Origin of the sequence: Paenibacillus psychroresistens (assembly GCF_009728935.1) — a bacterium.
Classification (GTDB): domain Bacteria; phylum Bacillota; class Bacilli; order Paenibacillales; family NBRC-103111; genus Paenibacillus_AC; species Paenibacillus_AC psychroresistens.
Map to the genome: position 1 here is coordinate 5,879,441 of NZ_CP034235.1, position 25,857 is coordinate 5,905,297.

The following is a 25,857-nucleotide window of genomic DNA, read 5'->3' on the forward strand; positions in this document are numbered from 1 at the left end:
ATCACCTCACTATATAGTATAGTACCATATAGTACTATTATCAAGCTGGGAAAATTTTCAGCAAACCTTAAGCAAACACTCAAGATGGATTCAGGTTGACTCACTATATTAGGGATGTACCCAAATAAAACATAGAAAAGAGAAGTGATCCAAATGAAGAAACCATTCGCAAAGCAAATCATCCTCGGAACGATGGCATTAACATTAGTAGCCGGAGGAGGCTACATCTTAAAGGGACAAGATGCTTTCGCTGCAACAACAGCGACAACTACAGATAATGCTAAAGCATCCGATAAACCTCTGATCAACAACTCCTTTGGAATCGTCAAAAGAGTGAACGACGAATTGATCGCCTTTTTGAAATTAGAAAAGAGCAGCTACCAAGAAAAAATCGCCAGTGGCAAAACGTTAGCTGAAATTGCTACAGAACAAGGTATTTCCCGCGATGCCCTTAAAGCTGAATTGACCAAGGAAGTAACAGCCAGCTTAGACAAGGAAAAAGCAGATTTCGTGCTTAATCTTGATAAAACAGTTGATGCGGTTCAACCGGCAGGTAGAGGTGGAGAAGGATTTGGTCCTGATGGCAGACATGGAGGTGGATTTGGTGGACCTGGCGATAGAGGTGGCGACAAGCACGGTGGAGCGAAAATCGACCTGACAACAATAGCAACAGCATTGGGTTACGCTACTGAGGACGAATTAAGAGTTGCGTTAGAAACGGGCAAGTCTATTGCAGAATTAGCAACTGAGAAAAAAGTGACTCTCCAAACCTTAATTGATTTAGAGGTTGTGCAAATTGTCAAAAATCTAGATCAACAGCTAGCCGACGGCAAAATCACCCAAACCGAGTATGATAAGCTAAAGGCAGACAGCACGAACATCGCAACTAATCAATTAAATGACAAGCATAATGGCCGCGGTGAATTTGGTGGGCAAGGTGGACCTGGCGGCGGTCCCGTAAAAACAGATTTAACTTCCGTAGCAACAGCTTTGGGTTATGCAACGACAGCTGAATTGAAAACAGCATTAACTTCTGGTAAATCTATTGCTGACTTGGCATCGGCTAAAAATGTAACTGTACAAAGCCTAATTGATTTACAAGTAAAAGAAATTACAAAAAGCTTAGATGCAGATTTAGCAAGCAGCAAGCTCACTCAAGCAGAATATGATAAGAAAAAAGCAGGCGCAGTCACTGAGGCTACAAACATAATCAATGATAAGCACGATGGACAAGGCGGTCCTGGTGAACGTGGTGGCCGTGGAGGAAAAGGTGGACCTGGTGGGAAAAACCGTCAAGCACCAAGTGGTCAAGCACCTGCGGATTCCAGCACTTCATCTACAACAGCCCCGACTGCAACATCTGCTACTTAATTACACATAATTGTCAAAAGATCGCCTCTAGTAGACTCTAGCAGGCGGTCTTTTTCTCATATTAATTCATGGTGTTTAGGCTGTTGAGAAAGTTATTGTAAAGGGATCATTACTCCTACCGCTCAGATGATTTATCTGGATTTTCTCACGTTAATAAATGGATTCAGATAGGTTTTTACAATTTAGATGGATTTCCTCCAGATAATTCAGCTGCAATAGACTTGAAACAGCTAAATGCCTGTTTTACATGGAGCTTTTCCAGTTATTCACTGAATTTGCTCGAATAATGTAATATTAACGGGAGCTTTTCCAGTTAGAGCAACAAAAATGAGCGATAATTCGCAAAATAGCTCTGGAGAATGGATTTGTGAAAGTAATAAGTAGCTCGGGTGCAAGGAGTGTATGCTCGGGTTCCGAATTGCGAAACCCATTATTATTTACTTTTTGGCATTCCAAAAAAATCAGGTTCTGTCCTCCTAAGAGAACAGAACCTGATTTTTATCTAAACAAATTCATTTACTCCGCAATATAAGAGCAGCAATAATCCGTTACGGTCGTAACAACTAGTTTAAACTTGGTGTTGGCAGGAACTGTGAATACGCCAATCCCATTAATTTCTAACCATTCAGTTTTACCTGGTAGTAATACTTTTAAATGCCCAGATAGAATCTCCATGACTTCCTTATCATCTGCACCGAATTCATATTCACCAGGCATCATGATACCAAGCGTTTTTTTGGTTCCATCTGCAAACAATACAACACGGCTGGTTACATTACCGCCAAAATACACATTCGCTTGACGCACTACGCTTACATTATCAAATTGTGACATATTGTTTATTATCTCCTTAGTAGATCTCGCTTTAAAAAGCTAGCATCGTAATTTTTATTGAAGTAATGCTTTTACTTTAGCAACAACGTTCTCAACTGTAAAGCCATATTCTCTAATTACAGTAGGTGCAGGTGCAGAAGCGCCGAAACGATCAATCGCTAACACATCACCTTGTTCACCAACATAACGATCCCACCCAAAGGAAACGGCCATTTCAATCCCCAAACGAGCCTTAACTTCTGGTAAAATAACGGAGTCTCTATAAGACTTAGGTTGTTTCTCGAATAGCTCCCAGCTTGGCATGCTGATGACACGAGCATTAATGCCTTCTTCAGCTAGCTTCTTCTGAGCATCAACCGCTAACCCTACTTCAGAACCACTCGCTAATAATTGAACCTGCGGCTTACCATCAGGCGCATCAACAAGTACATAAGCACCACGTGCAAGATTTTCTTTGGCAAGCTCTGCCGTACCTTCGAGATTTGTCAGGTTCTGTCTTGTGAAGATCAAGGCAACTGGACCTTCCTTTTGCTCTACAGCATAACGCCAAGCTTGACTCGTTTCATTGCCATCTGCCGGACGAATAACCGTCATATGTGGAATAATTCGAAGTGCCGCCAGTTGTTCAATTGGTTCATGTGTAGGTCCATCTTCACCGACGCCAATAGAATCATGTGTAAACACATAAATCAAAGGAAGACTCATTATACTGGCCAAGCGAATAGCAGGCTTCATATAATCCGAGAATACAAAGAATGTTGAAACAAATGGACGCAATCCCCCATGCAGCATTAAGCCATTGCCAGCCGCAGCCATCGCGAACTCACGTACGCCGAAGAATACATTACGACCGCCATAGTTTTCAGGTGTAAGTCTTGTAGATACAGCAATATTCGTTTTAGTGGAAGTTTCCAAATCTGCAGAACCGCCCATAAGGAAAGGAAAGTTTTTCGCAATACCATTTAAAGCCTTTTCGGAAGCGATACGTGAAGCAAGTGGTTTATCATCCGGCGAATAAACAGGTAAATCTGCATCCCAGCCTTCTGGAAGTTCTCCAGCTACAGCTTGTTCAAATTGCTTGCCTAATTCAGGATAAGCTTTAATATATTGAGCTAATTGCTCTTGCCAAGCTTGTTCCTTAGCTATTCCTTTAGCTTTCAATTCTGCAAAATGTGCTTTAACTTCTTCTGGGATATAGAAGGCAGGATATTCAGCTGACCATCCGTAAAATGCTTTAGTTAAAATAGTTTCATCCGGACCCAATGGAGAACCATGTGAGCCATGCTCTCCGCCTTTACCACCCTTGTTCGGGCTACCATAACCAATTGTTGTTTTCACTTCAATTAAGGAAGGGCGAGGATCGGCTTGAGCTGCAGCTATTGCCGCGTGGATCTCCTGCAAATTATTGCCGTCCAATACTTTTTGCACATGCCATTGATAACCTTCAAATCGAGTCTGAATATTTTCTGAGAAGGACATATCCAAATCACCATCTAAGGAAATATTATTGGAATCATATAACAAGACTAATTTGCCCAGCTTAAGATGGCCAGCAAGTGAAGCCGCTTCACTAGAAATACCTTCCATTAAATCACCATCACCGCAAATCGCGTAAGTAAAGTGATCAATTACTGAATAGTTCGCTTGATTATAAGTAGCTCCAAGATGAGCTTCAGCAATCGCCATACCAACTGCCATTCCAATACCTTGTCCCAAAGGACCTGTTGTGGCATCTACACCAGCTGTCCAGTGATACTCTGGATGACCGGGAGTTAAACTGCCCCATTGACGGAATTTTTTCAATTCCTCTAGAGGAAGATCATAGCCTGACAAATGAAGCATGCTATAAAGCAGCATGGAGCCATGACCTGCTGATAATACAAAACGATCACGATTGATCCATTTGGGATTAGCAGGACTGTGATTCATAAATTGGGACCAAAGCTCATACGCCATCGGCGCACTCCCCATTGGCATCCCAGGATGGCCTGATTTAGCTTTGTCGATCGCATCGATCGATAAAGTACGGATAGTGTCAATAGCTAGCTGTTCAATAGATTTGTTAATGACTGTCATTAAGAAAAACTCCTCCTTGTACATACAAGTACATTTAATATCTTTTTTTATATTACCATTAGCTAGTATGTATTGCCATAACACATTCAACTAATTTAATTAAAAACAACCGTTTTATTATGATGAACCAAGATTCGATCCTCTGCATGCCAAGCAACTGCACGAGCTAATACAATCCGTTCAATGTGTCGACCAATTCTCTTTAAATCATTGACATTATCACGGTGGCTGACGCGTTGAACATCCTGCTCAATAATCGGTCCTCCATCCAATTCTTCAGTGACATAATGAGCGGTAGCCCCAATAATTTTCACACCACGATTATAGGCTTGTGCATAAGGTTTACCGCCAACAAAAGCCGGTAGAAAGGAATGATGGATATTGATAATCCGATTAGCAAAATGCGTAATAAATTGTGGTGAAATAATTTGCATGTATCGCGCCAAAACAATTACATCCGCTTTATCCTTGATGAGCTCCATGTGCTGATGCTCTGCTTCTTGTTTAGTATCGGCCGTTACGGGAACATAGTGAAAGGGGATGCCGAATGATTCCACCAAGGGACGCATGTCCTGATGGTTGCTTATAACCATAGCAATTTCTGCATTTAAGTCTCCTGCCTGCCACTGCCAAAGAAGCTCTCGCATGCAATGATCTTCCTTGGAAACCATTACAGCTAATCGTTTAACTTGACTCGCACGCGAAACACTCCATTCCATTTGGAATTTAGCCGCAACAACCTGGGCAAAATCAATCTCTAGTGATTCCAATCGCTTTTCTAGTTCATTCAAGTCAAACTCAATTCGGATAAAAAACATTCCGCCTTCCGGATCCATCGTATACTGGTCCGATTGCACAATGTTGGCCCCATGCTCATGCAAAAATCTAGAAACAGCTGCAACAATCCCTGGCTGATCCGGACAAGCTATGAGCATTCGGGCCCGGTTTCCCCATTCATTTCGACTCATTTTTTGCTACGCTCCTCTATATATCCTTCATTTATAAGCTTATTTACTTGCAAACCAAGCCGTCAATCGTTGATTAATCTGTTCTTCCGACAATTCCTTGAATAACTGCTCAGCTTCAATCAAATCATATAAACGTTCCATAGGTTCACGCTTGTCCACTTTTTTCGCTTTCTCGTCATTTTTGAGCAGGTCCCAAGTATTTAATACAAACTCACGATGATCGATAGATTGTTTACTAAAGAAATGATCCAACCGCTCTACTTGATCGAGAAACTCAACTCCAAAACGCGCTTCTGTATTTCCACGCAATAAGGCAATTTCTGTTTCATACATCGGACGCTGTGTTTTGTCATTCTTGCCAATCCAAGGTGTTTCAAGAATCATTGGGATATGGCCGAGCTTCTCATGCTGAACGATCGCTTGTATCGCTTTAAAGCCGATCATCCCTGCACCTATAGGAGCATGGCGATCCTTGCCTGCGCCTCGCATATTCTTACTATCATTTAAATGAAGCACTGCTAAACGGTCCAATCCAACAACTCGATCAAAGTGAGCCAATACCCCATCAAAATCATTGACAATATCATAGCCTGCATCATGAATGTGACAGGTATCCATACAAACCTTCAGCCGAGCATTATCCTCGACTTTTTCAATAATAGCAGCTAGCTCTTCAAAGCTGCGGCCAAGCTCAGAGCCTTTTCCAGCCATCGTTTCAAGAGCAATATTTACTTTTGTATCCTTAACTCCACGCAACACTTCGTTTAAGCCCTCTGCAATTTTCGCTATCCCATATTCTGCATCTTTATCTGTATAGGCACCTGGATGAAGCACGATATTACGAACTCCAATATAATCAGTACGGCGCATTTCCTCCTGAAGGAAACGAGTAGCTAATTCAAAGGTATCCTTCTTATAGGAAGCTAAATTAATGATATAAGGTGCATGTACGACGATATCTTCCATACCATGCTCGGCCATGACCGCTTTGCCCTCTTCAATGTATTGCTCTTCAATTGGCTTTCTTCGCGTATTTTGCGGTGCCCCTGTATAAATCATAAAAGTACCCGAACCATAGGTTGCTGCTTCTTTTGCTGCATTTAATAAGCCAGTTTCTGAAAATGAAACGTGTGAACCAATTTTCACCATTCTGTAAACCCCTTCCGATTTGGATCAAAATGAATGGGCAGCATGCTGATTATTACTCCCCTTTATCCGTATCTATCTATTTTACTAACAAACTCGAAATAAATCTAGGAATGCAGTATAATTTCAATAAGAGGTGAAGATTATGAATACTTTTTTCATGTGGTTTCTCGTGTTTTGGGCATTCGTGCTCTTAGCATTTATGTCCGTTGGCGGTTTTTTTATGTTCCGCAAGTTTATGAAAGTCCTCCCTATGGCAGATGGGAAATCCAAGCTGGATTGGCAGAATCATTATGTGGATGCTTCGCGGCATCTCTGGTCAGACGATGCTAAATCATTTCTTGAAACACTTGTCAGCCCTGTTCCTGGACCATTTCGAGATATTGCTCGCCACTCGATAGCTGCCAAAATTGGTCAAGTCGCCTTAGAGAATAATGCAACTGAAGTAACGAGATCCCATTGTATTCACGGTTATATTCTCGCGACTCCACCACGGGATTATCCCAGTTTAATTACATTTCTTACACAGCATCAAATTGATTATAGCCCTTTTAGTCATTTGCTGCAGACTAACAAATGAAAATAAAAAAATCAGCCTTAGTCCATCATCTAATGGATTGGGCTGATTTTTTTATCCTTGTAGAAACAGGATCAACTCCGACTCAGCCAACGCTTTACTGATATAAAAGCCCTGAATCTGATCGCAAAGCATATCTTTTAGAATCTCCAATTGTTCAACATCCTCCACGCCTTCTGCAACTACTTTGAGCTTCAAACCGTGGGCCATAGCAATAATAGCTTTGATGATCATATGGTCATAGGGATTGTCCACAATTCCCTGAATAAAATAACGATCAATTTTGATCTCTTTAAATTTTAAGCTCTTTAACAAAGAGAACGATGAATATCCGGTGCCAAAATCATCAATGGAAAGTATAATTCCTAGACCGACAAGCTCATCGCAGACCTTCATGGTATAGGCTTGATTTTCCATAGCTGTGCTTTCCGTGATCTCTAAACATAGCAGTCTTGGATCAAGCTTAGTTTCAAACAAAATTAGTTTAAGCTCCTCGATAAAATTTTCGTTCTTAAATTGAAATAACGAAATATTGACTGAAACAGTTAGCTCCTCGATTCCCTGTGCAAACCAGCTTTTCCTGTCTTTACATGCCTGCTGCAATACCCAATGCCCAATAGGTATGATTAACCCTGACTTCTCTGCTAATGGAATGAACTCGCCTGGACTCACCAGACCTAAATCTGGGGAATTCCAACGAATCAATGCTTCCACTCCAGTAATGGTTCCCCTATTCATATCAATTTGCGGTTGATAATGAAGCACAAATTCTCCCAGCTCAAGTGCTTTTCGCATGCGGTTTTCCATAACATGGCGCTCTAAGTCGGGATGTTTGATATCTTTGGCGTATCTTTGATAACGATCACCGCCATTATTCTTAGCATGGTTCATCGCTATTCCTGCATTTTTTAATAATTCCTCCGCAGTATTGCCATATGGAGAAGCAAAGCTAACACCTATGCTTACGGCTATGAAAAAGGGAGTATTCTCAAAAATGTATGGCATTCTAAAATGCTCTAAAATAGTTTTTAACAGCCGATCTAAATGCTCATCATCCGTATAATCCGTTAGCAGCAAAGCAAACTCATCGCTTCCTATACGTGCCACTTTTAAATACTGCGAGGCTTGTTCACTCAAAAAATCTGCAGCTTGCTTCAAGAATAGATTACCGACGTGTCGCCCCTTCGACTCATTAATCATTTTAAAACGATCTAAGTCTATAATAATTACAGCCGTTTGATTCTCATTTTCTATATGTACACATTCTAATGCGTCTGCAACCACTTCCTGAAACTTAACCCGATTTAACAATCCTGTAAGCTCATCCTTATAAGCTAAGAATGCTATCCGCTGCTCCGCGGCCCGTCTCTCAGTGATATCCTCTAAAATAATATATTGATAGTTCTCTTCATTAAACAACAAGCTTTTGCTTTCCGCATAAACCAAGCGTCGCTCTTGATTAGCTTGTATAATCGCATATTCGCCTGAAAAGTCATTTCCCTCATGCTCCGGCTGGATCAATAATGAATTAAACGTCCGTCTGCGAATCTCGCTTGCTTTTAACCCAAATAATTTCAATGCAGCTGGATTAACATCCTGAATCACCAAATCATGATCTAACAGAATAATAGATAGAGAGGAAAGCTCATGCAAAATTTGATATTTGTGTTCAAAGGAAGGTAAAAATGCATAACGCGTCATAGCCACGCGCACAATAAATGCAAAAATAACAATGCCAAAAGCGCTAAATTCCGGATAATTAAGCTGGCCAATACCAACATCTAAATGAGGGATAAAATTACCACTAAATGCCCATGATCCTGCCAAAAGTAACCCAAGTAAAATAAATTGAATTTGCTTCTTTTTCTTAGCTAGATGCTCTTTCTGAGAAACATGGCGGAGTCCCAAAACCAAAAAACAGCTACCCACTACAATTGTATAAAAAGCGACTAGAAAAGAAATCCCTACTAGCATTTCAGAGGGATATTCATATTTCCAATAACCTTTAATAACAAACTCGCTTTTTATCCATGTTTGCTGGTAAATTAGAATTATAATAGCTAAAAGCGGTGCATAACAAATGGAAAGAAGAAGGTAACTCGGAATTTTCACAAAACGTGAGGTGAGCAAAGAGAAAAAATGAAGCGCAATGGACATGACTATGAACATCGGTACATATTTAATATAAAAGGTTAAGGACACAATATACTCATCTGGAAGCAGCTTGGAGAAGAACAAACCAAAAATCAAGAAAGTTAGCATAAGCAATAATAAAGCTGTAATCCTGTTCAGCGGATTTGCTTTGTTGCGAAAGTAAATTTCTAATGCCATATATACCAACATTATAATTGGAAAACCATATAAGAATATCGATAGCAAAAACAATGCCATTTGGAACCTCCATTTAGTAGGTAGCGGGCTGCGAATCAGGAGTTTAAATACTTCTTTTTAATTCGACATAAATCGCTAAAATCCTACAAAGGAACTAATATATATTATAATATAACTGGGTGTGCAGTAAAATCCATCCGTGATATAGTAGTAATGAACTATATAATCTAAGATTAGGGAGAAAAAACAATGAAGAATATGTATACTCGTATTTTTATTTTTATGGCTTCCTTATTAATCGTTCCAACAATTGCTGAAGCACATGTAAAATGGTTTACCGGCATAGTCCCAGAGAAAGCCACCATTCCCAATATTCTTTCTCCGTTTTTCATTTTTATTGCCTTGTTTGTTGCGGTCCTCCTTGCATTCCTAACACAAGCTCTACCTGCTTTATCTCGCTGGAAGCTTGCGCAAACGATTGATTCGAAGCTAGATCAGCTTCGCCCCTATTCTTTTATCGTACTCAAGCTTGGAACAGCTTTTGCCTTGGTAATTCAATTGCTTGCCGGCACTTTATTTGCACCTGAATTTGAAATCGATTCCTCCACCGAAACTATTCTTGGTTGGATTACAGTCGCTCTAATGCTCATTCCCAATCATTGGTTTACCAAAGCAGGAGCAGTGATAATGCTCTGGCTGCTCATACATTTAACAATCCATTATGGCATCTTTCATATGCTGGATTACGGATTTTACTGGGCTATCGCTGGGGTGTTATTATTAGAAAAAACGAAAAAAGCAGTATGGGGCTTCCCTTTCCTTTACTTAGGTACAGGATTATCTTTATGCTGGGTAGCTGTGGAAAAATGGGTATTTCCGAATATGGTTTTGGATGTTGTACATACGCATCATGTACCTACCTTCGGCTTTGCTCCAGAAAGCTTTGTCGTGATGGCTGCATTCATTGAGTTTGTAGTTGGTTATTTACTTGTAGTGGGTATTCTTAATCGCTTGCTTGCTGTTGTTCTAACTGGGATTTTTGTTTCAACGACGATGTTATTCGGTATGACCGAGCTTGTTGGGCATTTCATGATTCACATAGTGCTGCTGATTTTTATCATTGAAGGGGTCAGCTTCTACAAACCTCCCTTTTCGATGCATCAATCGAAGCTCAACCAGATGGTATTCATCTCCTTGAATTTCATTTTTGTGCTATCGACATTTGTTCTCATTTATTACCGATTTGCTTAAAAGAATGGAATTAAATTTATGGAGGCTCCTTACTGATGTCTGAAAACTTATTAACTAGCGAAATTCTATCCGCTGGTTACTCCTATCATAATAAAAAATTTCATTACGGTCGTGACGAAAGCTTGAAATATTATTTGTTTCGTTTACAGACTGAAGGTCTAAGCTCAGCATTAGTAGAAGGAAAAATGTCATTGATTGAGTCCGGTGATCTCCTTTTATATCAGCCTGGCCAAGCTTATGAACTATTAATTGAAGCTAATTTGAAGGCAGATAAGATCATTTCATCCTCCAAACAACCTTATCTTTTATACGGAGAGGCTATCTCTAGTGGGGATTATTATTTGTTTTGTACAGGGGAATGGGTAGATGACTGGTGGAGGCGCTCCAAGAAGCCTACAAAAGTTAGAATCCCGCTTCATGAAGGAATTCTAACCATTTGGAGACAGCTAAATATCGAGCTAGCCAAACACAGTCAACAAAACAAAGAGATGCTGGATTATTATCTCCGCATCCTTTGTTTGCATATTGATCGCCATATTATGGAGCAAACTGCTCATCCGCTAGAGGCTAATTCTTATCTGGCTTACCGGATGAAGCATTTTATTGAAGAGCATTCTACAACTGCTCTTACTCTAGAACAGGTAGCACGACACGTGGATTTAAGTGTTTCACGCGCCGTTCATTTGTTCAAGTCTGTTTTTGATCAGAGCATTATGCAGCATGCCATTGAAGTTCGATTAGCTATCGCTAAGGAACGCATTCTGTACAGCTCATTCACACTTGAGCAAATTGCTGAAAGCTGCGGTTACGCAAGCTATTCCTATTTTCATCGCATGTTCCGATCGCATTTTGGCATATCGCCTAAGGATTATCGTTTACAGGAACGGTAAAAGGTTAGCTAATACGACGATTGAGAAACCTGGGACGTTACAGGTGTGTGTATCAGTTCCAGCCAACTCGAAATTGTCTTATTTAAATCAAATAAAACATGTGGTAAGGATGCAATATCAAGTAGTGTGAGCTTGCTAACGCAAACTCCTGATGTAACCCGTAAACTTTCCACTCGACACACACACCTTCCACTTCTGGGTTCTCAAAACATATTAGACAACCTATTAACAGTCGAAACTAGTTAAAATAAACCGTTTGGCCAGTGCGGGCGGATTCGTAAACGGCTTCTAGGATTTGCGAAACAACAAAAGCTTGCTCTGGAGTTACCAAAGGTGTTGTATCGTTTTGAATCGCTTCAATCCATAAACGAGCTTCTAGCTCTGAATCGGTCTCATTGGAGCTTCCTTCGTTAAAAGCAACTCCACCCGCTTTAAGGTCAATTACCTTATCGTATAAGCGGCTTTTGTGCTCGCCATTGATACGCAAGCCATCTTCCATATCTGCGCCGCCTTCAGTTCCGCAAAGAATCGTTTTAGCTTCACCAATATTAACAAGATTAATAGCCCAGCTTGATTCCAAAACGATGGTTGCCCCGTTTTCCATTTTGATAAAAGCAACTGCGGAATCCTCGACTTTAAACTTCTCTGGATCCCAAGGACCCCATGCATTCGCTGAATTCGGACGACTTCCCAGCTTGTAGAAAACCGATCCTGTAACGCTAACAGGCTTATAATTATCCATCAACCAAAGCGTTAAATCCAAAGCATGCGTACCAATATCAATTAGCGGTCCGCCGCCTTGTTTTTCCAAATCCAAGAATACACCCCATGTAGGAACGGCTCTACGACGAATAGCTAAAGCTTTAGCATAATAAATATCGCCAAATTCTCCATCTTCGCAAAGCTGCTTTAAATATTGGCTGTCTGCACGGTATCTGTTTTGGTAACCAATCGAAAGCTTCTTGCCTGTTCGCTTAGCCGCATCTGCCATAGCTTTAGCATCCGCTGAAGTAATAGCCATTGGCTTTTCACACATGACATGCTTGCCTGCTTCTAAAGCAGCAATTGTAATTTCAGCATGGGAAGAATTAGGCGTACAAACATGTACAACATCTATTGAAGCATCTTCCAATATAGTACGATAGTCTAGCGTTATTGTAGAAGCTGCATTACCATATTTCTCTTTAGCAATATGAGCTTTGTTTTCATCAATATCACAGAACACGCCTATCTCCACTTGAAGTAATTTAGACAAGCTTGGTAAATGCTTCCCCATTGCTATTCCACCACAACCAATAATACCTACTTTAATTTTTGTTTCAGACATGTTCCTAATACCCCTCTACTTATAATTTTTAACAACCCAGTTATAGCTTTCTTCTATGCTCTCAAACGGTGGATTCGTACATTTATCTTGTTCCACTATAAGCCACTCAACGCCTGCCTTAGCAGATGCCTCTATAATTGCAATTAAATCTACTTCTCCACGGCCTAGCTCAACTGTTAGCGTTTCCCCGCTTGGCAGCTTTTGCATATCCTTCAGATGTAACAATGGAATTCTGCCTGAATATTGTGCAATATAAGCCTGAGGATTCTGCCCTGCATGATGCACCCAACATGAATCCAATTCCATCAGTAATGCAGCTTCCGGCACTTCTTTCATCATGGCATCCAATACAAAAACACCATTAACCTGCTGCAGCAATTCAAAATCATGGTTGTGATACGCAAAGCCAATACCGCGTTCAGCGCATCTTTGACCGATTACTTGCAATTGCTGGATAATAGCTAGCCATTGTGCTTCTGTTTGACGATCATCATCAGCTACATAAGGACAAACTATATAACGGCTCCCGATGGTTAAATTATAATCAATTTCTTCGTCAAGATGAGTCGTTAATTGCGCTAAACTGACATGGCTTGCTATAGCCTTTATTTTCAGCTGCTCTAATAATTCCTTAAGCTCAACTGCCGTTAATCCACCATAGCCTGCAAATTCGACACCCTCATAGCCAATTTTAGCCACTTTGTGTAAGGTTCCAACAAAATCAATAGCCGTTTCTTCACGCAACGTATACATCTGTAATCCAACATTCATTTTTGCCAATTTCATCCACCCTCACTTCCCCTGTCCTATCTAACTCTGTTATATCATAGAACGCTTACAGAGCAAATGAACAATCTAGTATAAAGATGAACAATCTGGCTAAGTTTAAATTCTAGTAAGAATTCATGATTACCTAGTAATGTTTTTAGCTCCAGATAGAATACGTTCAACCTCAGCAAGCGTAGGCAAACCTTCCCAATCTCCTTTAAATTGCGTAGCAAGTGCACCAAGTAAATTGGCTCTTTCTAAAGCAAGCTTGAGCTTTGTGTCTATTGCTGTCGATTTGTCGGATAGGCTCTGGTCTAGCATGACAGATAGGAAGCCTGCTGCAAAGGCATCTCCCGCTCCAACCGTATCGACAATTGTAGAAATTTTATAAGGTTCTGCTTTTATGCACTCTTGCTCATAGAAGCCCATAGAACCGCGTTCTCCAAGCTTCATAGCCACTACCTTTACACCTTGATCCAGAAATATCTTTGCATAGTCCGATTCAGTATGTTCACCTACTAGAAACTCGGCTTCTTCCAAACCAGGCAGAAAATAATCGCATAGCGGGATCATCGCAAGCAGGACTTCACGTGCTCGCTCCTCACTCCACAGCTTTCGCCGTAAATTCGGGTCAAAGGATATAGTCATGCCTTGCTTACGAGCTATTCTCATCGCTTCTAGAGCTGTTTCCGCAGTATGTGCGCCTAAAGCTGGAAGTATACCTGTTATATGAAGATGCTTGGCTCCAGCAAACCATTGTGGGTTTAGTGATTCTGGTGTGAAAAGGCTAGCTGCTGAAAGCTTCCTGTAGAAATAAACAGTGGGATCTCCTAAGCCTTTAAACTCTTTAAAATAAATGCCCGTAGGTGATTCAGCATCTCTAGTAACTGCCGATACATCCACGCCTTCACCCGCTAAAGTAGACAGCACCTGATCACCAAAAGGATCTGTGCCTAATCGACTTATCCAACGAGTCTTAACGCCTAAACGAGTAAGCCCAACAGCTACATTGGACTCAGCTCCAGCTATCGATTTTGTAAATAAAGGGACGTAAGTTAAAGAACCGCCAGTCATAGGCTGGAACAAAACCATGCTTTCACCGATCGTAACAACATCTACTTGTGGGGATGGATTCAAGCTAGCTTCACTCCTTTGACTTTGTTTACAAATGCACGCGCACGCTGCTCGATAGCCTCAAAGTCACCTGCTTGCAGATGTTTTTTATCCATTAAATTACTGCCTAAACCAACTGCAATCGCCCCTGCATCAAGAAATTCATTGATGTTATTAAGATCAACTCCTCCTGTTGCAATCATTGGAATATGGTTTAATGGTGCTCGAATTTCTTTTAGATAATTAAGACCTAACGAGCCCATTGGGAATACCTTGACTGCAGGCGCTCCGGCTTCAAATGCTCGGACAATTTCAGTTGGAGTCATGACACCTGGATAAACATCAATTCCGTGTTCAAGTCCGTAATAGATAACGTCTTCATTTAAGTTTGGCGAGAGAAAGTATTCAGCTCCAGCTGCTGCTGCTTCTTTTGCCATCGCCAAATTCAATACAGTTCCTGCTCCAATACGCATTCGTTGGCCCTGAGTTTCTTTAATGCGCGCAATCATTTGGAGAGCTCCCTCCGTGTTCAACGTTACCTCAAGGAACACAATGCCGCCATCCGCCAAAGCTTGTGCTGTAGCGTCTGCTTTCGTTTCTGCAATCCCTCGGAGAATCGCAATAATCGGGGTCATCTTCAATTGATCCATTAAGGTAGCCTGCTTATTCATAGTCATGATATGACACCTTTTTTAAGAATAATATTAGCGTAAAGTGCAGCCTCGCTAGTAGAGATAACGGCATAAGCTTTCTTAGTCCGTTCATAGAACTCAAAACGCTCTACCTCTTCAATAGGATCGGCTGCAGTAAAATGCTTAGCTATCGTGTACCGATATTGATCCCAAATCGGGGTTTCTACTGGATCTCCAGGGGTTACTGCCATTAAAGCTACAGGGTGATCTACATATGTATCTAGAGGGAATAACGGCAAAATCGCTTCAAGCAATTCAGGTACATTAAGGCCGTCACAGCGTACTAATCTTTGGGCATGGCTTGCAGCAGGGAAGTTTCCATCTGCAATTACGATTTCATCCGAATGCCCCATCTCCATCAAAATCTTAATTAATTCAGGTGAAATTAGCTTGGATATTCCTTTTAACATAATCAACCAGCTTCCTCTCTATTGAAAAAATAGTTAAAACACTTTTCTTATCATACCACTTTTTAGGTTATTGAAAAAAGCTTTAGGAGAAAATAAACAGCCCAATCAGGTTATGACTGAGCTGCTTAAAGATCGTCTTATACTTGAAGCAAATAAAGGCCGCCCTCGACGGTATCAAAACTAATTAAGCCTTGTTCTAACGCATCCGTCGGAATGATTTCACCGTTCAAGAGTACGCTTATTGGAGCAGCTGAACGAACTATACATTTGCCGCCTGCATGTGAAATGATCTGAGCCTGCGTTAATACAGCGTCCTTCCAGTTTAGATTTATTTCAAACGCACCACGTGCACGCAATCCTTTAATCAAGCCTGTCGACCATGCATCTGGCAGTGACGGCAGCAAATCAATAAAGCCTTGGTGTGATTGCAGCAGCATCTCAGCAATTCCTGCAGTAGCTGCGAAATTTCCATCGATCTGGAATGGTGGATGTGCATCAAACAGATTCGGATACACCCCGCCTTTATGATAGTTTTCCGGCTCATTCTCTCTCACTAATTGCAATAAATTGTTTATTAAGAGGAGTGCCCGATTGCCGTCCCCGAAGCGAGCCCATAAGCTTACTTTCCAGCCAAGACTCCATCCGGTTCCGCCATCGCCGCGTCTTTCCAGCGATGCTCTAGCAGCATCGAACAGCTCTGGCGTCTGCAGCTTCGTCAATTGACGGCCTGGGAATACGCCGAATAGATGGGAAACGTGACGATGATAGATATCCTCATCCTCGAAATCCTCCGACCATTCTTGAAGCTGCCCGTATTTACCAATTTGCATCGGGAATAGACTAGCGCGTGCATCGGTCAGCTGTCTGCGTAACTCTTGATCAAGGTCCAGAATTTCCGTTGCTTCTATAGTATTCGTGAATAGGTCCCAGAGAATCGCCAAATCCATCGTTGAGGCAATACTAACTCCTGTTACCACATTACCGTCACCTGATCTGAATTTATGCTCTGGCGAAGTGGATGGCGCAGTAATTAATCTGCCTTTGGCATCCTCATACAACCAATCCAAACCAAAGAGTGCAGAATCCCGCATAATGGGATAGGCTTTCTCCCGTAAAAAGGCTTCGTTCTTCCCGAAAGCATAATGCTCCCAGACATGCTGAGTTACCCACGGTCCACCCATTGGCCAGAGCGCCCAGGTCGGATCACCATCGCCAAAATTACCGACAGGAGCAGTTTGGCCCCATAAATCCGTATTATGGTGGGCCGTCCATCCGCGTGCTCCATAATTTATTCTAGCTGTCTCTTTACCATTAACAGATAACTTTTCAATTAAATCGAGAAATGGCTCATGGCATTCAGCAAGACCACATGTTTCCGCAGGCCAATAGTTCATTTCGGTATTGATGTTTATCGTATAATTACTGCTCCAAGGCGCTCGCGTTTCTTTATTCCAAATTCCTTGCAAATTTGCTGCTTGCGTTCCTGGACGTGAGCTTGCGATCATCAGGTAACGACCGTAGTCGAAAAGCAGCTTTACGAGTCCTGGATCATTGGCACCATGCTCTGCAATCCAGCGATCTGTTGACAAATCCACAGGCACCTTATCGTCACTAGCCAACTGTAAATCTACTCGATCGAAAAGAGCACGATAGTCCGTGATATGGCGAGCACGAAGCTCAGCATAGGTATTGCCCATTGCTCTGATTAAAGTCTCATTCAGCTTGGTTGCAGGATCTTGTTGATCGTAAAAGCTTGTTGCAGCGCTAAAAAACAGAGTTGCACTTGTTGCTCCAATAATGTGCAATCCATTCTGATCAAGCTGCAAGCTTCCATTCTCAAGTGTAGCCCCTAAACGTCCTTCAAAGCGAATTGCTTTCGTTGTTTCTGGGTCACCATATACAATCGGATTATCAGTTGAAAAATAGCTGGGATCTACATTCTCAGGTGCAAAGCCATTAAGGACCAAAAAGTCCCCTTCTTGGGCAGTTTGATAACGAAGCGGGCTATCCAATTTAGCATGAAAGCTCAGCATCCCCGGTTTATTCGCCGTTAAACGGATGACAATAACCTGGTCAGGTTGTGAAGCTAGTACTTCGCGAGTGTAGGTTACTTCCCCTATCTTATAGCTAACTGAAGCTAAAGCATTTCCTATATGCAGCTCCCTGCTGTAGGAACTAAATATATTACCATGATCAAATCGAAGATGAAGATCGCCTAATGGCAAATAGGATTGACCATAAGGCCCCATCATTTCCCTCGCTAGATTCTCTGCTTCTGCAAACTTTCCCTTACCAAGCAGACTGCGAACCTCAGGCAGCACTTCCAATGCTCGAGGATTATTCCATTCCTTCGGTGGACCGGACCACAAAGTATCTTCATTGAGCTGAAGATGTTCGTTCTCCACTCCTCCAAAAACCATGGCTCCAAGGCGGCCGTTCCCTATAGGGAGCGCTTCCGTCCATTCATTAGCTGGTGCTTTATATTGAAGCTTCATCGTAAATTATCCCCCTAATTAAATATATTAAACTCTACCTAGACTAACCTGGCTAACAAACACAAGTTTTATTATGCATGTTTTTGTTAGACCATTCAATATCATTGGCTAGCACAAAATTAAGAATTATAAGGTCAAAACTAATATGCTACATTGGGATGCCAAAACACCTTTTACAGATTTAAATGCACGGCTGAATTCCTAAATATAGAGCAATAAGTGTTAAAAACTTAACAGTTTTGACTAAATCTATCTGTAAGGACATTCGCTATAATAGAGACAAATTTGAATAAGGAGCTAAGAAAATGCTGAATGACATTTGCCGGATCCAACCAGGAATAAAAACCAAACGAATATCCAGTTATGATCGAACTGGGAGAAATGCTGATTATATTACCATTGGGATTGGGGAAACCGCTGATATTGCTGTTATGGAGGGTGCCGGTATTGTTAAGCATATCTGGATTACGATTAGCTGTGAGGATACATTCATTCGACGCAACGCCATTATTCGCATGTACTGGGATGGTGAAGAGCATCCAAGTGTGGAATCTCCGATTGGCGATTTTTTTGGACAAGGCTGGGGTGAAGAATATAGCTTCATCTCACTTCCGCTTGCAGCAGCCCCTCTAAAGGGTAAAGCATTGAATAGTTATTTTGCGATGCCTTATGGAAATGGCGCGAGAATTACGATAGAAAACCAATCCTCTGAGGCACCTATAAGATGCTTTTATTATTATGTTGATTACGAAGTCCATCCGGAAATGCCTGCATCGATGGGGCGGTTCCACGCTTCATGGAGACGTGAACTTACTGGTGTACATCCAGAATCCGGAGAAAACGAGTGGGGGACTATATCACCGCAGGAGCCAAATCCAAGCGTTGAGCACAACTATGTGTTCGCCGATATCGTTGGAACTGGACATTTTGTTGGCATCAACTATTATGTCGATAGTCCTGGACCCATGTGGTATGGAGAGGGAGACGACATGTGGCTGATAGATGGCGAGGATTGGCCAGGTTCTCTGCATGGCACTGGAACCGAAGATTTCTTTAACAGCTCCTGGTGTCCCAACGAGCTCTATGCTCACCCATTTTTCGGTTATGCTCGAGTACCAGATAAATTAGGCTGGATGGGCCGTACCCATTGTTATCGTTTCTTTCTGCAAGATCCGGTCTATTTTGATAAATCGCTGCATGCCAGTATTGAACACGGCCACGATAACAGTCTGGCATTGGATTTATCTACGGTTGCCTATTGGTATCAAACTGAACCTCACCAGCCTTATCCAGAGCTGCCAGCCAAAGAGCAACGCAGCAATATGCCAGAAATCGGTGTTGCAGATGTCCATAAATGGCGGCATGAATGGCGCAAAGCCAGAGGCAATAGTGGGACACTTTGGGGCAACGAAGAATAAAGTAGTAATAAAATAATTTTAACGCAAAAAGAAACGTAGATGCCCATTTGGACATCTACGTTTCTTTTTTTATAATGTCACATGCGCACAGTTCAACAGCTCTCCAACCTTTTGAAATAGTGATGCGTTGTGACCAATCGAGATGGCGCAATGATGAGTTGGGGCTTCAGCAAACCACATCTCCATATAATCATCCGGATGTTTGTTGAATCGAACCGGTGTCTGCGTATTGCCAATTCTCATTATGGGTCCATCCGTAGACTCTCCTTCGCTAATGATCAGCTTTAGCTTGCCTTCAAACGTTTGGGTTACATTCAACGTTGTGATCGGCCCTCTTTTTACCTTGGCTTCTACGGAAATTCCTGTTCCCTGTTTACCATGATATAAACCCATTCCGCGTAGGATCGGCTTTCCTTCTGAGATCGCAGTGTGGAAGGGTCCATCATGCCCTAGCAGGATAGTCTCATCCTCATAATCAACTACAACAATCTCCGAAAAGCTGCCCCCTGTTCCAAGAATATCGCATATTTTCATCGCTAAAGCCGTTTTCAGATCACCTTCACCTGAGCAAGGAATACCTCTAGCCGTTAAAAGCGAATGTCCCAGAATAAACCCTGCTTGCAATTGCTCATATTCACTTCCAGGAGCTCCATGATAATAATAGGTCAAGGCATCTAAATCAAATTTGCGCACCATTTTCTCCTGAGCGACCGCAATTTTCGCTGACCATTGCAGCTGCTCATCCGTTGGTTTCTTAGCAATTGGATCGGAGGATGCTTGATCACTAATTTCAAACATAGCTCCAACTTCGGCTAGCTTAGCCTCGACTTCATCAGGAGTCACCGACTTCAGCAAGTCATGGACATCGCACATTTCAAGTACTTCAACATGAATGCCCATCTGAGCTTGAATCATCGTGAAATCACTGTACATATCAAGCATGCCACTATAAGTGTTACCCAAAAAGCCAAATCGGCTATGCTGAAGTGTCCGAACAACTCCGGCTGCGCGAATCCATTCTTCAATTGATTTCCACGCTCGTTTGGCTTCTTTTCGATCTGCCGTAATTTCGTTTGTTAATGAAATTGCAGGAGTATAGCTCAAACCAAGCAAACCATTGATCACCCGAAAAACAATTCCTGCCCGTTGAAAGGCATTAGATATCTCGGGTACTGGGCAAGCACCGCAATGAGCCAGCCACTCCCCTGTAGTCGTTTGTTCGTAGTTCATTCGATTCGTAGGCTGCATATTGAGAATAATCACTGGCTTCTTACAAATTTGATGAACAGGCAGAACATTAGAGCTAGTCGAGTAAGTGGCTGAATGACAAAAGATGATATCGACATTCCTTTCATTAAACCACTCACCAGCTTTTCTGCCTGCTGCTTCTGAGTCGACAATTCCGTAATTATATATTTCTCCAAAAGCACTCATTTTCTGTTCAATAAATTGGCCGTATTCGGTTAATCGTTCCTGTAATCCTGGAAATTGCGGCCAATAAGCCTGCAAACCAATCGAATAAAAACCTACTCTAGCCTTTTTCGTGTCTTTTATCGGACTAAGTGCATTCATATATTCGCTCCCTCAAATGAATAAATAATCAAATCATGTTACAATTGTAACAGCTACTATTTCTACTTTCATCCAAGAATAGTGTCAATAAATAATAGTATCTTGCTGAGGTGAAAACATGAACAAAGATTTCTATTTAAGGGCTGCTCGTGATTGGACAGATGACTCATACGACATTATGGTCACACCAAGCCTTACCGCAAAAGCTAATCTTCATTATGTGCAAGAGATCGGGCATTATCGTTGCCTTGCCTCTTATTTTACAGAGCGAGCAAATTTAGCTTCTTATTTAATTGTGTATACCATTTCCGGAAAAGGATACCTGCAATATAACGAGAAGCGTCATACTCTCCAGCAAGGACAAGTTTTTTTTATATCCTGTATGGATTATCAATACTATGAAACGGACTCAGATGAGCTCTGGGAGCTGCTGTGGGTGCATTTTGACGGAGGTTCCAGCAGAGCTTTCTATGAGCAGTTTCATCTTGCTAGAGACCCAATCCTTACATTGAACGCACATTCACCAGTACCCACACTTATAAATGAGCTGCTCGAGCTCCAAATCCACCAAGATGCACGAACCGAGCTGCTAAGCTCGCAAGCCATTGTTCAAATACTAACCGACCTATTGCTGCATACTTTAAATAGGAATCAAGAGTCGCAAACTCGATTTTTACCGGACTCTATTCTCCAGACCCAGCTCTTCCTTAAAGATCAACTGCATGAGAAAATATCTTTAGATCGACTGTCTGCTCAATTTTCAATCAGTAAATTTCACTTAGCCCGTGAATTCAAAAAATATACGGGTCTAACTCCCAACGAATATTTAATCAATCTCCGTATTAACAAAGCCAAAGAGCTGCTCAAATACTCGGAAATACCTGTGCAAGAAATTGCCAGCAAGGTTGGTTTTGACAATGTCAGCCATTTCATTAATCAATTTAAAAAACAAGAAAACGCTACCCCACTAAGCTTTCGCAAAGTGTGGCAGCGTCCCAAATGATTGGCTTATTTACTAAAATAAGCTAACACGAACAACACAGGAGCCGTATAATCAATCGCATATTCATTTGTCGCAAAAGAGTCTGATTTATCCACATACGTTTTCGCTGGTGGGATTGGGCTTTTAGCTTCCTTGATAATCAAATCTATTGTCGGATCGCCGCCATTCTTATTTGGTCCGCCTACAACCAGCCCAGGTATATAGGTTCCTGTGCTCGCAGCAATACGGTTATGCGGCATGAGCGGCATTTGAGTGCCTGCCCCCGTCATATAAGTATAACCCGTTGTATTTCGGCCAAACAGATAATGCACTTGATCCAACGCAGCGTTAACGTACTCTGGTTTAGGATTCATCGCATTAGCAAAAATCAGTACCTGCCCGCGTGAAACATCTTCCTTAGTCGAAGCCCACTGATAATCCTCAGCTTGCAACGCTACTCGATAGCCATCTGTTTCAATTAGCTTCAATAAATCATCCGCATAACCTGTAACAGCCGCTTTCACATCCTCTTTCCTTTGGGGATCTCCCTGTTCACTTGTATAATAAGCCCAATCTCCAAGCATTATCGCATTGGACCAGGATACAGCAACCGGTTTCTTCACCAGCTGCTCCGCTAAATCGGATTGGATATAGGAGTCAAAACGAGCATCACCTGTTGTTTTTAATAACTCCGCAGCTGCCCAATATCGCTCTTCTGTATCTGTTGTTTTTAAATAGGGTCCTGAACCTGCGTCCTGGCCCTCATCCTTGCGAAATTCCGGATCCGGATGCCTCTCCAGATAAGCTTGCGATTTTAAAGCGCTTTTTAATAGCTGATCTGCATAAGCAGGGTCGTATTCTTTAAAAATACGTGAGGCCATAGCCAAAGTAGCTGCATATTGTGCAGTCCCGTAAGTTGAAAGCCCATAAACATACCGATCCTGTGTATCTGATTCAGGCAGCACAAAGCTCGTCCAAGCTGCACCTGAGACCTTTAGATAAATGGCTCCATCCTGCCGTTGCAGCTTCTGCATCCAATCCAACTCAACCTTCACTTCAGCTAATAGATCAGGCAGCTTGCTGACCTCATCCTTTGCAATTAAATCTATTGGAATCGACATTTGACCAGCCGTAAATTTATTGGGATTCATTTCGAAGGCAAGCAATAGCTGTGCTGAGCTGACTGCTGCTGTAGGTATATATTTCCCATAATCTCCAGCATCATACCAGCCGCCGCTTACATCAAGTATGTCACCTTTTTTATGATAGCTGTCACTAAAGAACATCGTCGCTTTTGCATCTTGAGTATGAGAAGCCGCATGCTTAAGTCCCGTTATGGGGTCATCCATTGCAACTCCCGAACGCCCAAGTGTATACGAACGTGCTGCATTTAGTAAGGAACTGTTGTAGACATTATCGCCAATTGCAAACGGATAAGAATCACCTGCACCCGCTACACGTAGAATATAAGTCCCAGGCTTATCAATTGTGGTGAAATCTGCACTTCGCACTGTATCTCCAGAGTTAACATCCTGGACTGGAGCGGATAGCTTACCAGTAAAAGCAGATTGCTTCGTGTTTACATCGAATACCTCGAATACATCTGTAGTTCCTTCTATTACCAACCCGATTTTGGGAGCTGTTGTCAGATAACCAACCTGATCTATGCGGATTTTTGAACCCGGCTCATTCAGATCTTTCACTATAGTTGGTTGAGGTTGAGGGGATGGTGTCACAATTGCCGTGGTAGCTATTGGCGTCTGAATGGGTTTTGTAATCACTTCAACTGTTTCTTTTTTATTAAATATAATAATGCCTATACCAACTAATACAATCGCTGAGAATGCTATCAGACTAACTCGCTTATACTTGCTCATGGATGAAAGCCTCCTCAAATATGACTCATCCTCTATTGTAAAGTTAATCGGACTAATCGTCCATCCTTCCGTGTGTGTTAACTTATCTTCTTTTCTCTGTTGCTTTTATATCTTATTGATGATACAATACTTTTTGTGTCTTATGGATCTGTAGCTCAGCTGGTAGAGCAGTTGACTCTTAATCATCTGGTCGGGGGTTCGAGCCCCCCCGGATCCATACTCTTATATAACCTTCAAACCTCGCAGAGATGCGAGGTTTTTTATTTGTTTATGATTAGTTAGCTACCTTTTAGACCGCATTTCTATACATATGCTGGAAACATCGCCCCATCTAAAGCGGCGCGGACGCTTTACATTCTCTTTTGCGGAGGCTCCGCAACATCTAAAGCGGCACGGACGCTTTACATTCTCTTTTGCGGAGGCTCCGCCCCATCTAAAGCGGCGCGGACGCTTTACATTCTCTTTTGCGGAGGCTCCGCCCCATCTAAAGCGGCGCGGACGCTTTACATTCTCTTTTGCGGAGGCTCCGCCCCATCTAAAGCGGCGAGGACGCTTTACATTCTCTTTTGCGGAGGCTCCGCCCCATCTAAAGCGGCGAGGACGCTTTACATTCTCTTTTGCGGAGGCTCCGCCCCATCTAAAGCGGCGAGGACGCTTTACATTCTCTTTTGCGGAGGCTCCGCCCCATCTAAAGCGGCGAGGACGCTTTATTCTCTTTTGCGGAAACACCGCCCCATCTAAAGCGGCACGGACTCTATTCCGCCCAAAATGACGCTATTACCAACATTTCTATATAATGTAGACTTAGGAACCACTAAAAACCAGACTAACACTTAGTGTCGGCCTGGTTTTTCATATTTTAGCTAACCCTTATCTAAAATCCTTCAAAAACTGTACAGCTTTCCTGATATCTTCTTCAGGATTAGTCCCTACTTCACGCTCAATAGTTAAGTAGCCCTTATAATCAATATCAACCAGCGCTTGCAGATAGCCATTCCAGTCTACTCCGCCTTCACCAAGGGGAACCTCTCTAAAAATATCACCTGATTCGGCAGCCTCTGCCATTTTTTCGTGATCCAGTGGATTAAAGCCAAGTGAGCCATAAACCAGACGTGGATCTACTTCACGCAGCCGTATGCCATCTTTCGCATGGGTATGCACGATATAATCACGCAAGGTATAGACACCTTGAACAGGATCATCGCCCGTAACCATAACCATATTAGCTGGATCGAAGTTAACCGCGACTCCTTTGGAGCTGAGCCCATCGAGAAAGCCTTTTAAGGTTATTGCCGTCTCGGGTCCAGTTTCAATAGCGAAAAAGGCATTCAGGCTATTAGCATAAGCACTGAGCTCGTCACAAGCCAAATGCATCGCTTCATAATTAGCGCTGTTCTTATCCTCTGGCACTATCCCAATATGCGTTGTGACTACATTAACTCCAAGCTCCACAGCTAGATCGAGAATTTGTTTGGACTTAGCAATTTTCTCAGCATTGACAAGTTTATCTTGAAAGCCATGACCCCCTAAATCGCCAACAAGTGCAGAGATTTCCAGTCCAAGCGAAGCAATGAATTCCTTCCATTCCTTACGTGCTGCTGAAGTAAGATTTTGCGGAGCAAATTCTCCATTAACGGCATAAATTTGTACACCATCCGCGCCAACCTCTTTAGATTTTATTAAACCTTCTCGCACACCAACTCGAAAGCTATCTACGATCACACCAATTTTATTAGGAACAAGCACCATGTCCAACGCC

The 25,857-nt window shown here is 42.1% G+C and carries 20 protein-coding genes and 1 tRNA gene; 7 read left to right on the top strand and 14 right to left on the bottom strand.

What is annotated here, in order from left to right; translation table 11 throughout:
• Window positions 1-153: 153 nt before the first annotated feature.
• Window positions 154-1,371, top strand: coding sequence for a hypothetical protein (locus tag EHS13_RS26840; protein WP_155703330.1), 1,218 nt, complete (start codon window positions 154-156; stop codon window positions 1,369-1,371).
• 516 nt (window positions 1,372-1,887) lie between these two features.
• Here the strand turns inward: EHS13_RS26840 and ppnP are convergent.
• The 4 genes from ppnP to EHS13_RS26860 all read right to left on the bottom strand — a co-directional run bounded on the left by ppnP (window position 1,888) and on the right by EHS13_RS26860 (window position 6,398).
• On the bottom strand, window positions 1,888-2,205 hold the full coding sequence (ppnP, locus tag EHS13_RS26845; protein WP_155703331.1) for a pyrimidine/purine nucleoside phosphorylase: 318 nt from the start codon (window positions 2,203-2,205) through the stop codon (window positions 1,888-1,890).
• Window positions 2,206-2,259: 54 nt separating this feature from the next.
• On the bottom strand, window positions 2,260-4,281 hold the full coding sequence (gene tkt, locus EHS13_RS26850; RefSeq protein WP_155703332.1) for a transketolase: 2,022 nt from the start codon (window positions 4,279-4,281) through the stop codon (window positions 2,260-2,262).
• Between the two features lie 95 nt (window positions 4,282-4,376).
• Entirely contained in the window at window positions 4,377-5,249 is an 873-nt protein-coding gene (gene purU / locus EHS13_RS26855) for a formyltetrahydrofolate deformylase (protein WP_155703333.1), read from the bottom strand.
• A 39-nt stretch (window positions 5,250-5,288) separates the two neighbouring features.
• Window positions 5,289-6,398: a deoxyribonuclease IV gene (locus EHS13_RS26860; RefSeq protein WP_155703334.1), complete on the bottom strand. Its 1,110-nt coding sequence runs from the start codon at window positions 6,396-6,398 to the stop codon at window positions 5,289-5,291.
• A 142-nt stretch (window positions 6,399-6,540) separates the two neighbouring features.
• Between EHS13_RS26860 and EHS13_RS26865 the strand changes: the two genes are divergently transcribed.
• Window positions 6,541-6,975, top strand: a complete 435-nt coding sequence (locus EHS13_RS26865) for a DUF2621 family protein (protein ID WP_155703335.1) — start codon at window positions 6,541-6,543, stop codon at window positions 6,973-6,975.
• A 51-nt stretch (window positions 6,976-7,026) separates the two neighbouring features.
• Here the strand turns inward: EHS13_RS26865 and EHS13_RS26870 are convergent, their stop codons facing one another.
• Window positions 7,027-9,363, bottom strand: a complete 2,337-nt coding sequence (locus tag EHS13_RS26870; RefSeq protein WP_155703336.1) for a sensor domain-containing protein — start codon at window positions 9,361-9,363, stop codon at window positions 7,027-7,029.
• Between the two features lie 189 nt (window positions 9,364-9,552).
• On the opposite strand from EHS13_RS26870, the gene EHS13_RS26875 reads away from it, so the two are divergent.
• Window positions 9,553-10,554, top strand: coding sequence for a DoxX family membrane protein (locus tag EHS13_RS26875; RefSeq protein WP_155703337.1), 1,002 nt, complete (start codon window positions 9,553-9,555; stop codon window positions 10,552-10,554).
• Between the two features lie 35 nt (window positions 10,555-10,589).
• Window positions 10,590-11,444, top strand: coding sequence for a helix-turn-helix transcriptional regulator (locus EHS13_RS26880; protein WP_193571446.1), 855 nt, complete (start codon window positions 10,590-10,592; stop codon window positions 11,442-11,444).
• A 238-nt stretch (window positions 11,445-11,682) separates the two neighbouring features.
• Here EHS13_RS26880 and EHS13_RS26885 read toward each other — a convergent pair whose 3' ends face one another.
• From EHS13_RS26885 to EHS13_RS26910, 6 genes are all read right to left on the bottom strand, one after another.
• Complete coding sequence (locus EHS13_RS26885) at window positions 11,683-12,771, bottom strand: Gfo/Idh/MocA family protein (RefSeq protein WP_155703338.1); 1,089 nt, start codon at window positions 12,769-12,771, stop codon at window positions 11,683-11,685.
• A gap of 15 nt (window positions 12,772-12,786) precedes the next feature.
• On the bottom strand, window positions 12,787-13,557 hold the full coding sequence (locus tag EHS13_RS26890; RefSeq protein WP_319633394.1) for a sugar phosphate isomerase/epimerase family protein: 771 nt from the start codon (window positions 13,555-13,557) through the stop codon (window positions 12,787-12,789).
• Window positions 13,558-13,680: 123 nt separating this feature from the next.
• Complete coding sequence (locus tag EHS13_RS26895; protein ID WP_227013532.1) at window positions 13,681-14,676, bottom strand: sugar kinase; 996 nt, start codon at window positions 14,674-14,676, stop codon at window positions 13,681-13,683.
• Window positions 14,673-15,329, bottom strand: coding sequence for a bifunctional 4-hydroxy-2-oxoglutarate aldolase/2-dehydro-3-deoxy-phosphogluconate aldolase (locus EHS13_RS26900; protein ID WP_227013533.1), 657 nt, complete (start codon window positions 15,327-15,329; stop codon window positions 14,673-14,675). The genes EHS13_RS26895 and EHS13_RS26900 overlap by 4 nt, the downstream gene beginning before the upstream one ends.
• Window positions 15,326-15,754 (bottom strand): L-fucose mutarotase, encoded by a 429-nt coding sequence (gene fucU / locus EHS13_RS26905; RefSeq protein ID WP_155703339.1) that lies wholly within the window; start codon window positions 15,752-15,754, stop codon window positions 15,326-15,328. The genes EHS13_RS26900 and fucU overlap by 4 nt, the downstream gene beginning before the upstream one ends.
• 137 nt (window positions 15,755-15,891) lie before the next feature.
• Window positions 15,892-18,249: a glycoside hydrolase family 95 protein gene (locus EHS13_RS26910; protein WP_155703340.1), complete on the bottom strand. Its 2,358-nt coding sequence runs from the start codon at window positions 18,247-18,249 to the stop codon at window positions 15,892-15,894.
• A gap of 305 nt (window positions 18,250-18,554) precedes the next feature.
• On the opposite strand from EHS13_RS26910, the gene EHS13_RS26915 reads away from it, so the two are divergent.
• On the top strand, window positions 18,555-19,667 hold the full coding sequence (locus EHS13_RS26915) for a glycoside hydrolase family 172 protein (RefSeq protein ID WP_155703341.1): 1,113 nt from the start codon (window positions 18,555-18,557) through the stop codon (window positions 19,665-19,667).
• Between the two features lie 69 nt (window positions 19,668-19,736).
• Here EHS13_RS26915 and EHS13_RS26920 read toward each other — a convergent pair whose 3' ends face one another.
• Complete coding sequence (locus EHS13_RS26920; RefSeq protein ID WP_155703342.1) at window positions 19,737-21,239, bottom strand: L-fucose/L-arabinose isomerase family protein; 1,503 nt, start codon at window positions 21,237-21,239, stop codon at window positions 19,737-19,739.
• 118 nt (window positions 21,240-21,357) lie between these two features.
• Here EHS13_RS26920 and EHS13_RS26925 point away from each other — a divergent pair, with 118 nt between their 5' ends.
• Window positions 21,358-22,242, top strand: a complete 885-nt coding sequence (locus tag EHS13_RS26925) for a helix-turn-helix domain-containing protein (RefSeq protein WP_155703343.1) — start codon at window positions 21,358-21,360, stop codon at window positions 22,240-22,242.
• 5 nt (window positions 22,243-22,247) lie between these two features.
• Here the strand turns inward: EHS13_RS26925 and EHS13_RS26930 are convergent, their stop codons facing one another.
• Window positions 22,248-24,098 (bottom strand): glycoside hydrolase family 9 protein, encoded by a 1,851-nt coding sequence (locus EHS13_RS26930; RefSeq protein ID WP_155703344.1) that lies wholly within the window; start codon window positions 24,096-24,098, stop codon window positions 22,248-22,250.
• 144 nt (window positions 24,099-24,242) lie between these two features.
• On the opposite strand from EHS13_RS26930, the gene EHS13_RS26935 reads away from it, so the two are divergent.
• Window positions 24,243-24,315 (top strand) — tRNA-Lys (locus tag EHS13_RS26935).
• Window positions 24,316-24,968: 653 nt separating this feature from the next.
• Here EHS13_RS26935 and EHS13_RS26940 read toward each other — a convergent pair.
• Complete coding sequence (locus EHS13_RS26940; RefSeq protein WP_193571447.1) at window positions 24,969-25,847, bottom strand: sugar phosphate isomerase/epimerase family protein; 879 nt, start codon at window positions 25,845-25,847, stop codon at window positions 24,969-24,971.
• Window positions 25,848-25,857 lie beyond the last annotated feature (10 nt).

What these genes read in the sequence shown, in the direction of transcription:
- EHS13_RS26840 (WP_155703330.1), top strand. Translation starts at nt 154, where the DNA reads ATGAAGAAACCATTCGCAAAGCAAATCATCCTCGGAACGATGGCATTA.
- ppnP (WP_155703331.1), bottom strand. Translation starts at nt 2,205, where the DNA reads ATGTCACAATTTGATAATGTAAGCGTAGTGCGTCAAGCGAATGTGTAT.
- tkt (WP_155703332.1), bottom strand. Translation starts at nt 4,281, where the DNA reads ATGACAGTCATTAACAAATCTATTGAACAGCTAGCTATTGACACTATC.
- purU (WP_155703333.1), bottom strand. Translation starts at nt 5,249, where the DNA reads ATGAGTCGAAATGAATGGGGAAACCGGGCCCGAATGCTCATAGCTTGT.
- EHS13_RS26860 (WP_155703334.1), bottom strand. Translation starts at nt 6,398, where the DNA reads ATGGTGAAAATTGGTTCACACGTTTCATTTTCAGAAACTGGCTTATTA.
- EHS13_RS26865 (WP_155703335.1), top strand. Translation starts at nt 6,541, where the DNA reads ATGAATACTTTTTTCATGTGGTTTCTCGTGTTTTGGGCATTCGTGCTC.
- EHS13_RS26870 (WP_155703336.1), bottom strand. Translation starts at nt 9,363, where the DNA reads ATGGCATTGTTTTTGCTATCGATATTCTTATATGGTTTTCCAATTATA.
- EHS13_RS26875 (WP_155703337.1), top strand. Translation starts at nt 9,553, where the DNA reads ATGAAGAATATGTATACTCGTATTTTTATTTTTATGGCTTCCTTATTA.
- EHS13_RS26880 (WP_193571446.1), top strand. Translation starts at nt 10,590, where the DNA reads ATGTCTGAAAACTTATTAACTAGCGAAATTCTATCCGCTGGTTACTCC.
- EHS13_RS26885 (WP_155703338.1), bottom strand. Translation starts at nt 12,771, where the DNA reads ATGTCTGAAACAAAAATTAAAGTAGGTATTATTGGTTGTGGTGGAATA.
- EHS13_RS26890 (WP_319633394.1), bottom strand. Translation starts at nt 13,557, where the DNA reads ATGAAATTGGCAAAAATGAATGTTGGATTACAGATGTATACGTTGCGT.
- EHS13_RS26900 (WP_227013533.1), bottom strand. Translation starts at nt 15,329, where the DNA reads ATGACTATGAATAAGCAGGCTACCTTAATGGATCAATTGAAGATGACC.
- fucU (WP_155703339.1), bottom strand. Translation starts at nt 15,754, where the DNA reads ATGTTAAAAGGAATATCCAAGCTAATTTCACCTGAATTAATTAAGATT.
- EHS13_RS26910 (WP_155703340.1), bottom strand. Translation starts at nt 18,249, where the DNA reads ATGAAGCTTCAATATAAAGCACCAGCTAATGAATGGACGGAAGCGCTC.
- EHS13_RS26915 (WP_155703341.1), top strand. Translation starts at nt 18,555, where the DNA reads ATGCTGAATGACATTTGCCGGATCCAACCAGGAATAAAAACCAAACGA.
- EHS13_RS26920 (WP_155703342.1), bottom strand. Translation starts at nt 21,239, where the DNA reads ATGAATGCACTTAGTCCGATAAAAGACACGAAAAAGGCTAGAGTAGGT.
- EHS13_RS26925 (WP_155703343.1), top strand. Translation starts at nt 21,358, where the DNA reads ATGAACAAAGATTTCTATTTAAGGGCTGCTCGTGATTGGACAGATGAC.
- EHS13_RS26930 (WP_155703344.1), bottom strand. Translation starts at nt 24,098, where the DNA reads ATGAGCAAGTATAAGCGAGTTAGTCTGATAGCATTCTCAGCGATTGTA.
- EHS13_RS26940 (WP_193571447.1), bottom strand. Translation starts at nt 25,847, where the DNA reads ATGGTGCTTGTTCCTAATAAAATTGGTGTGATCGTAGATAGCTTTCGA.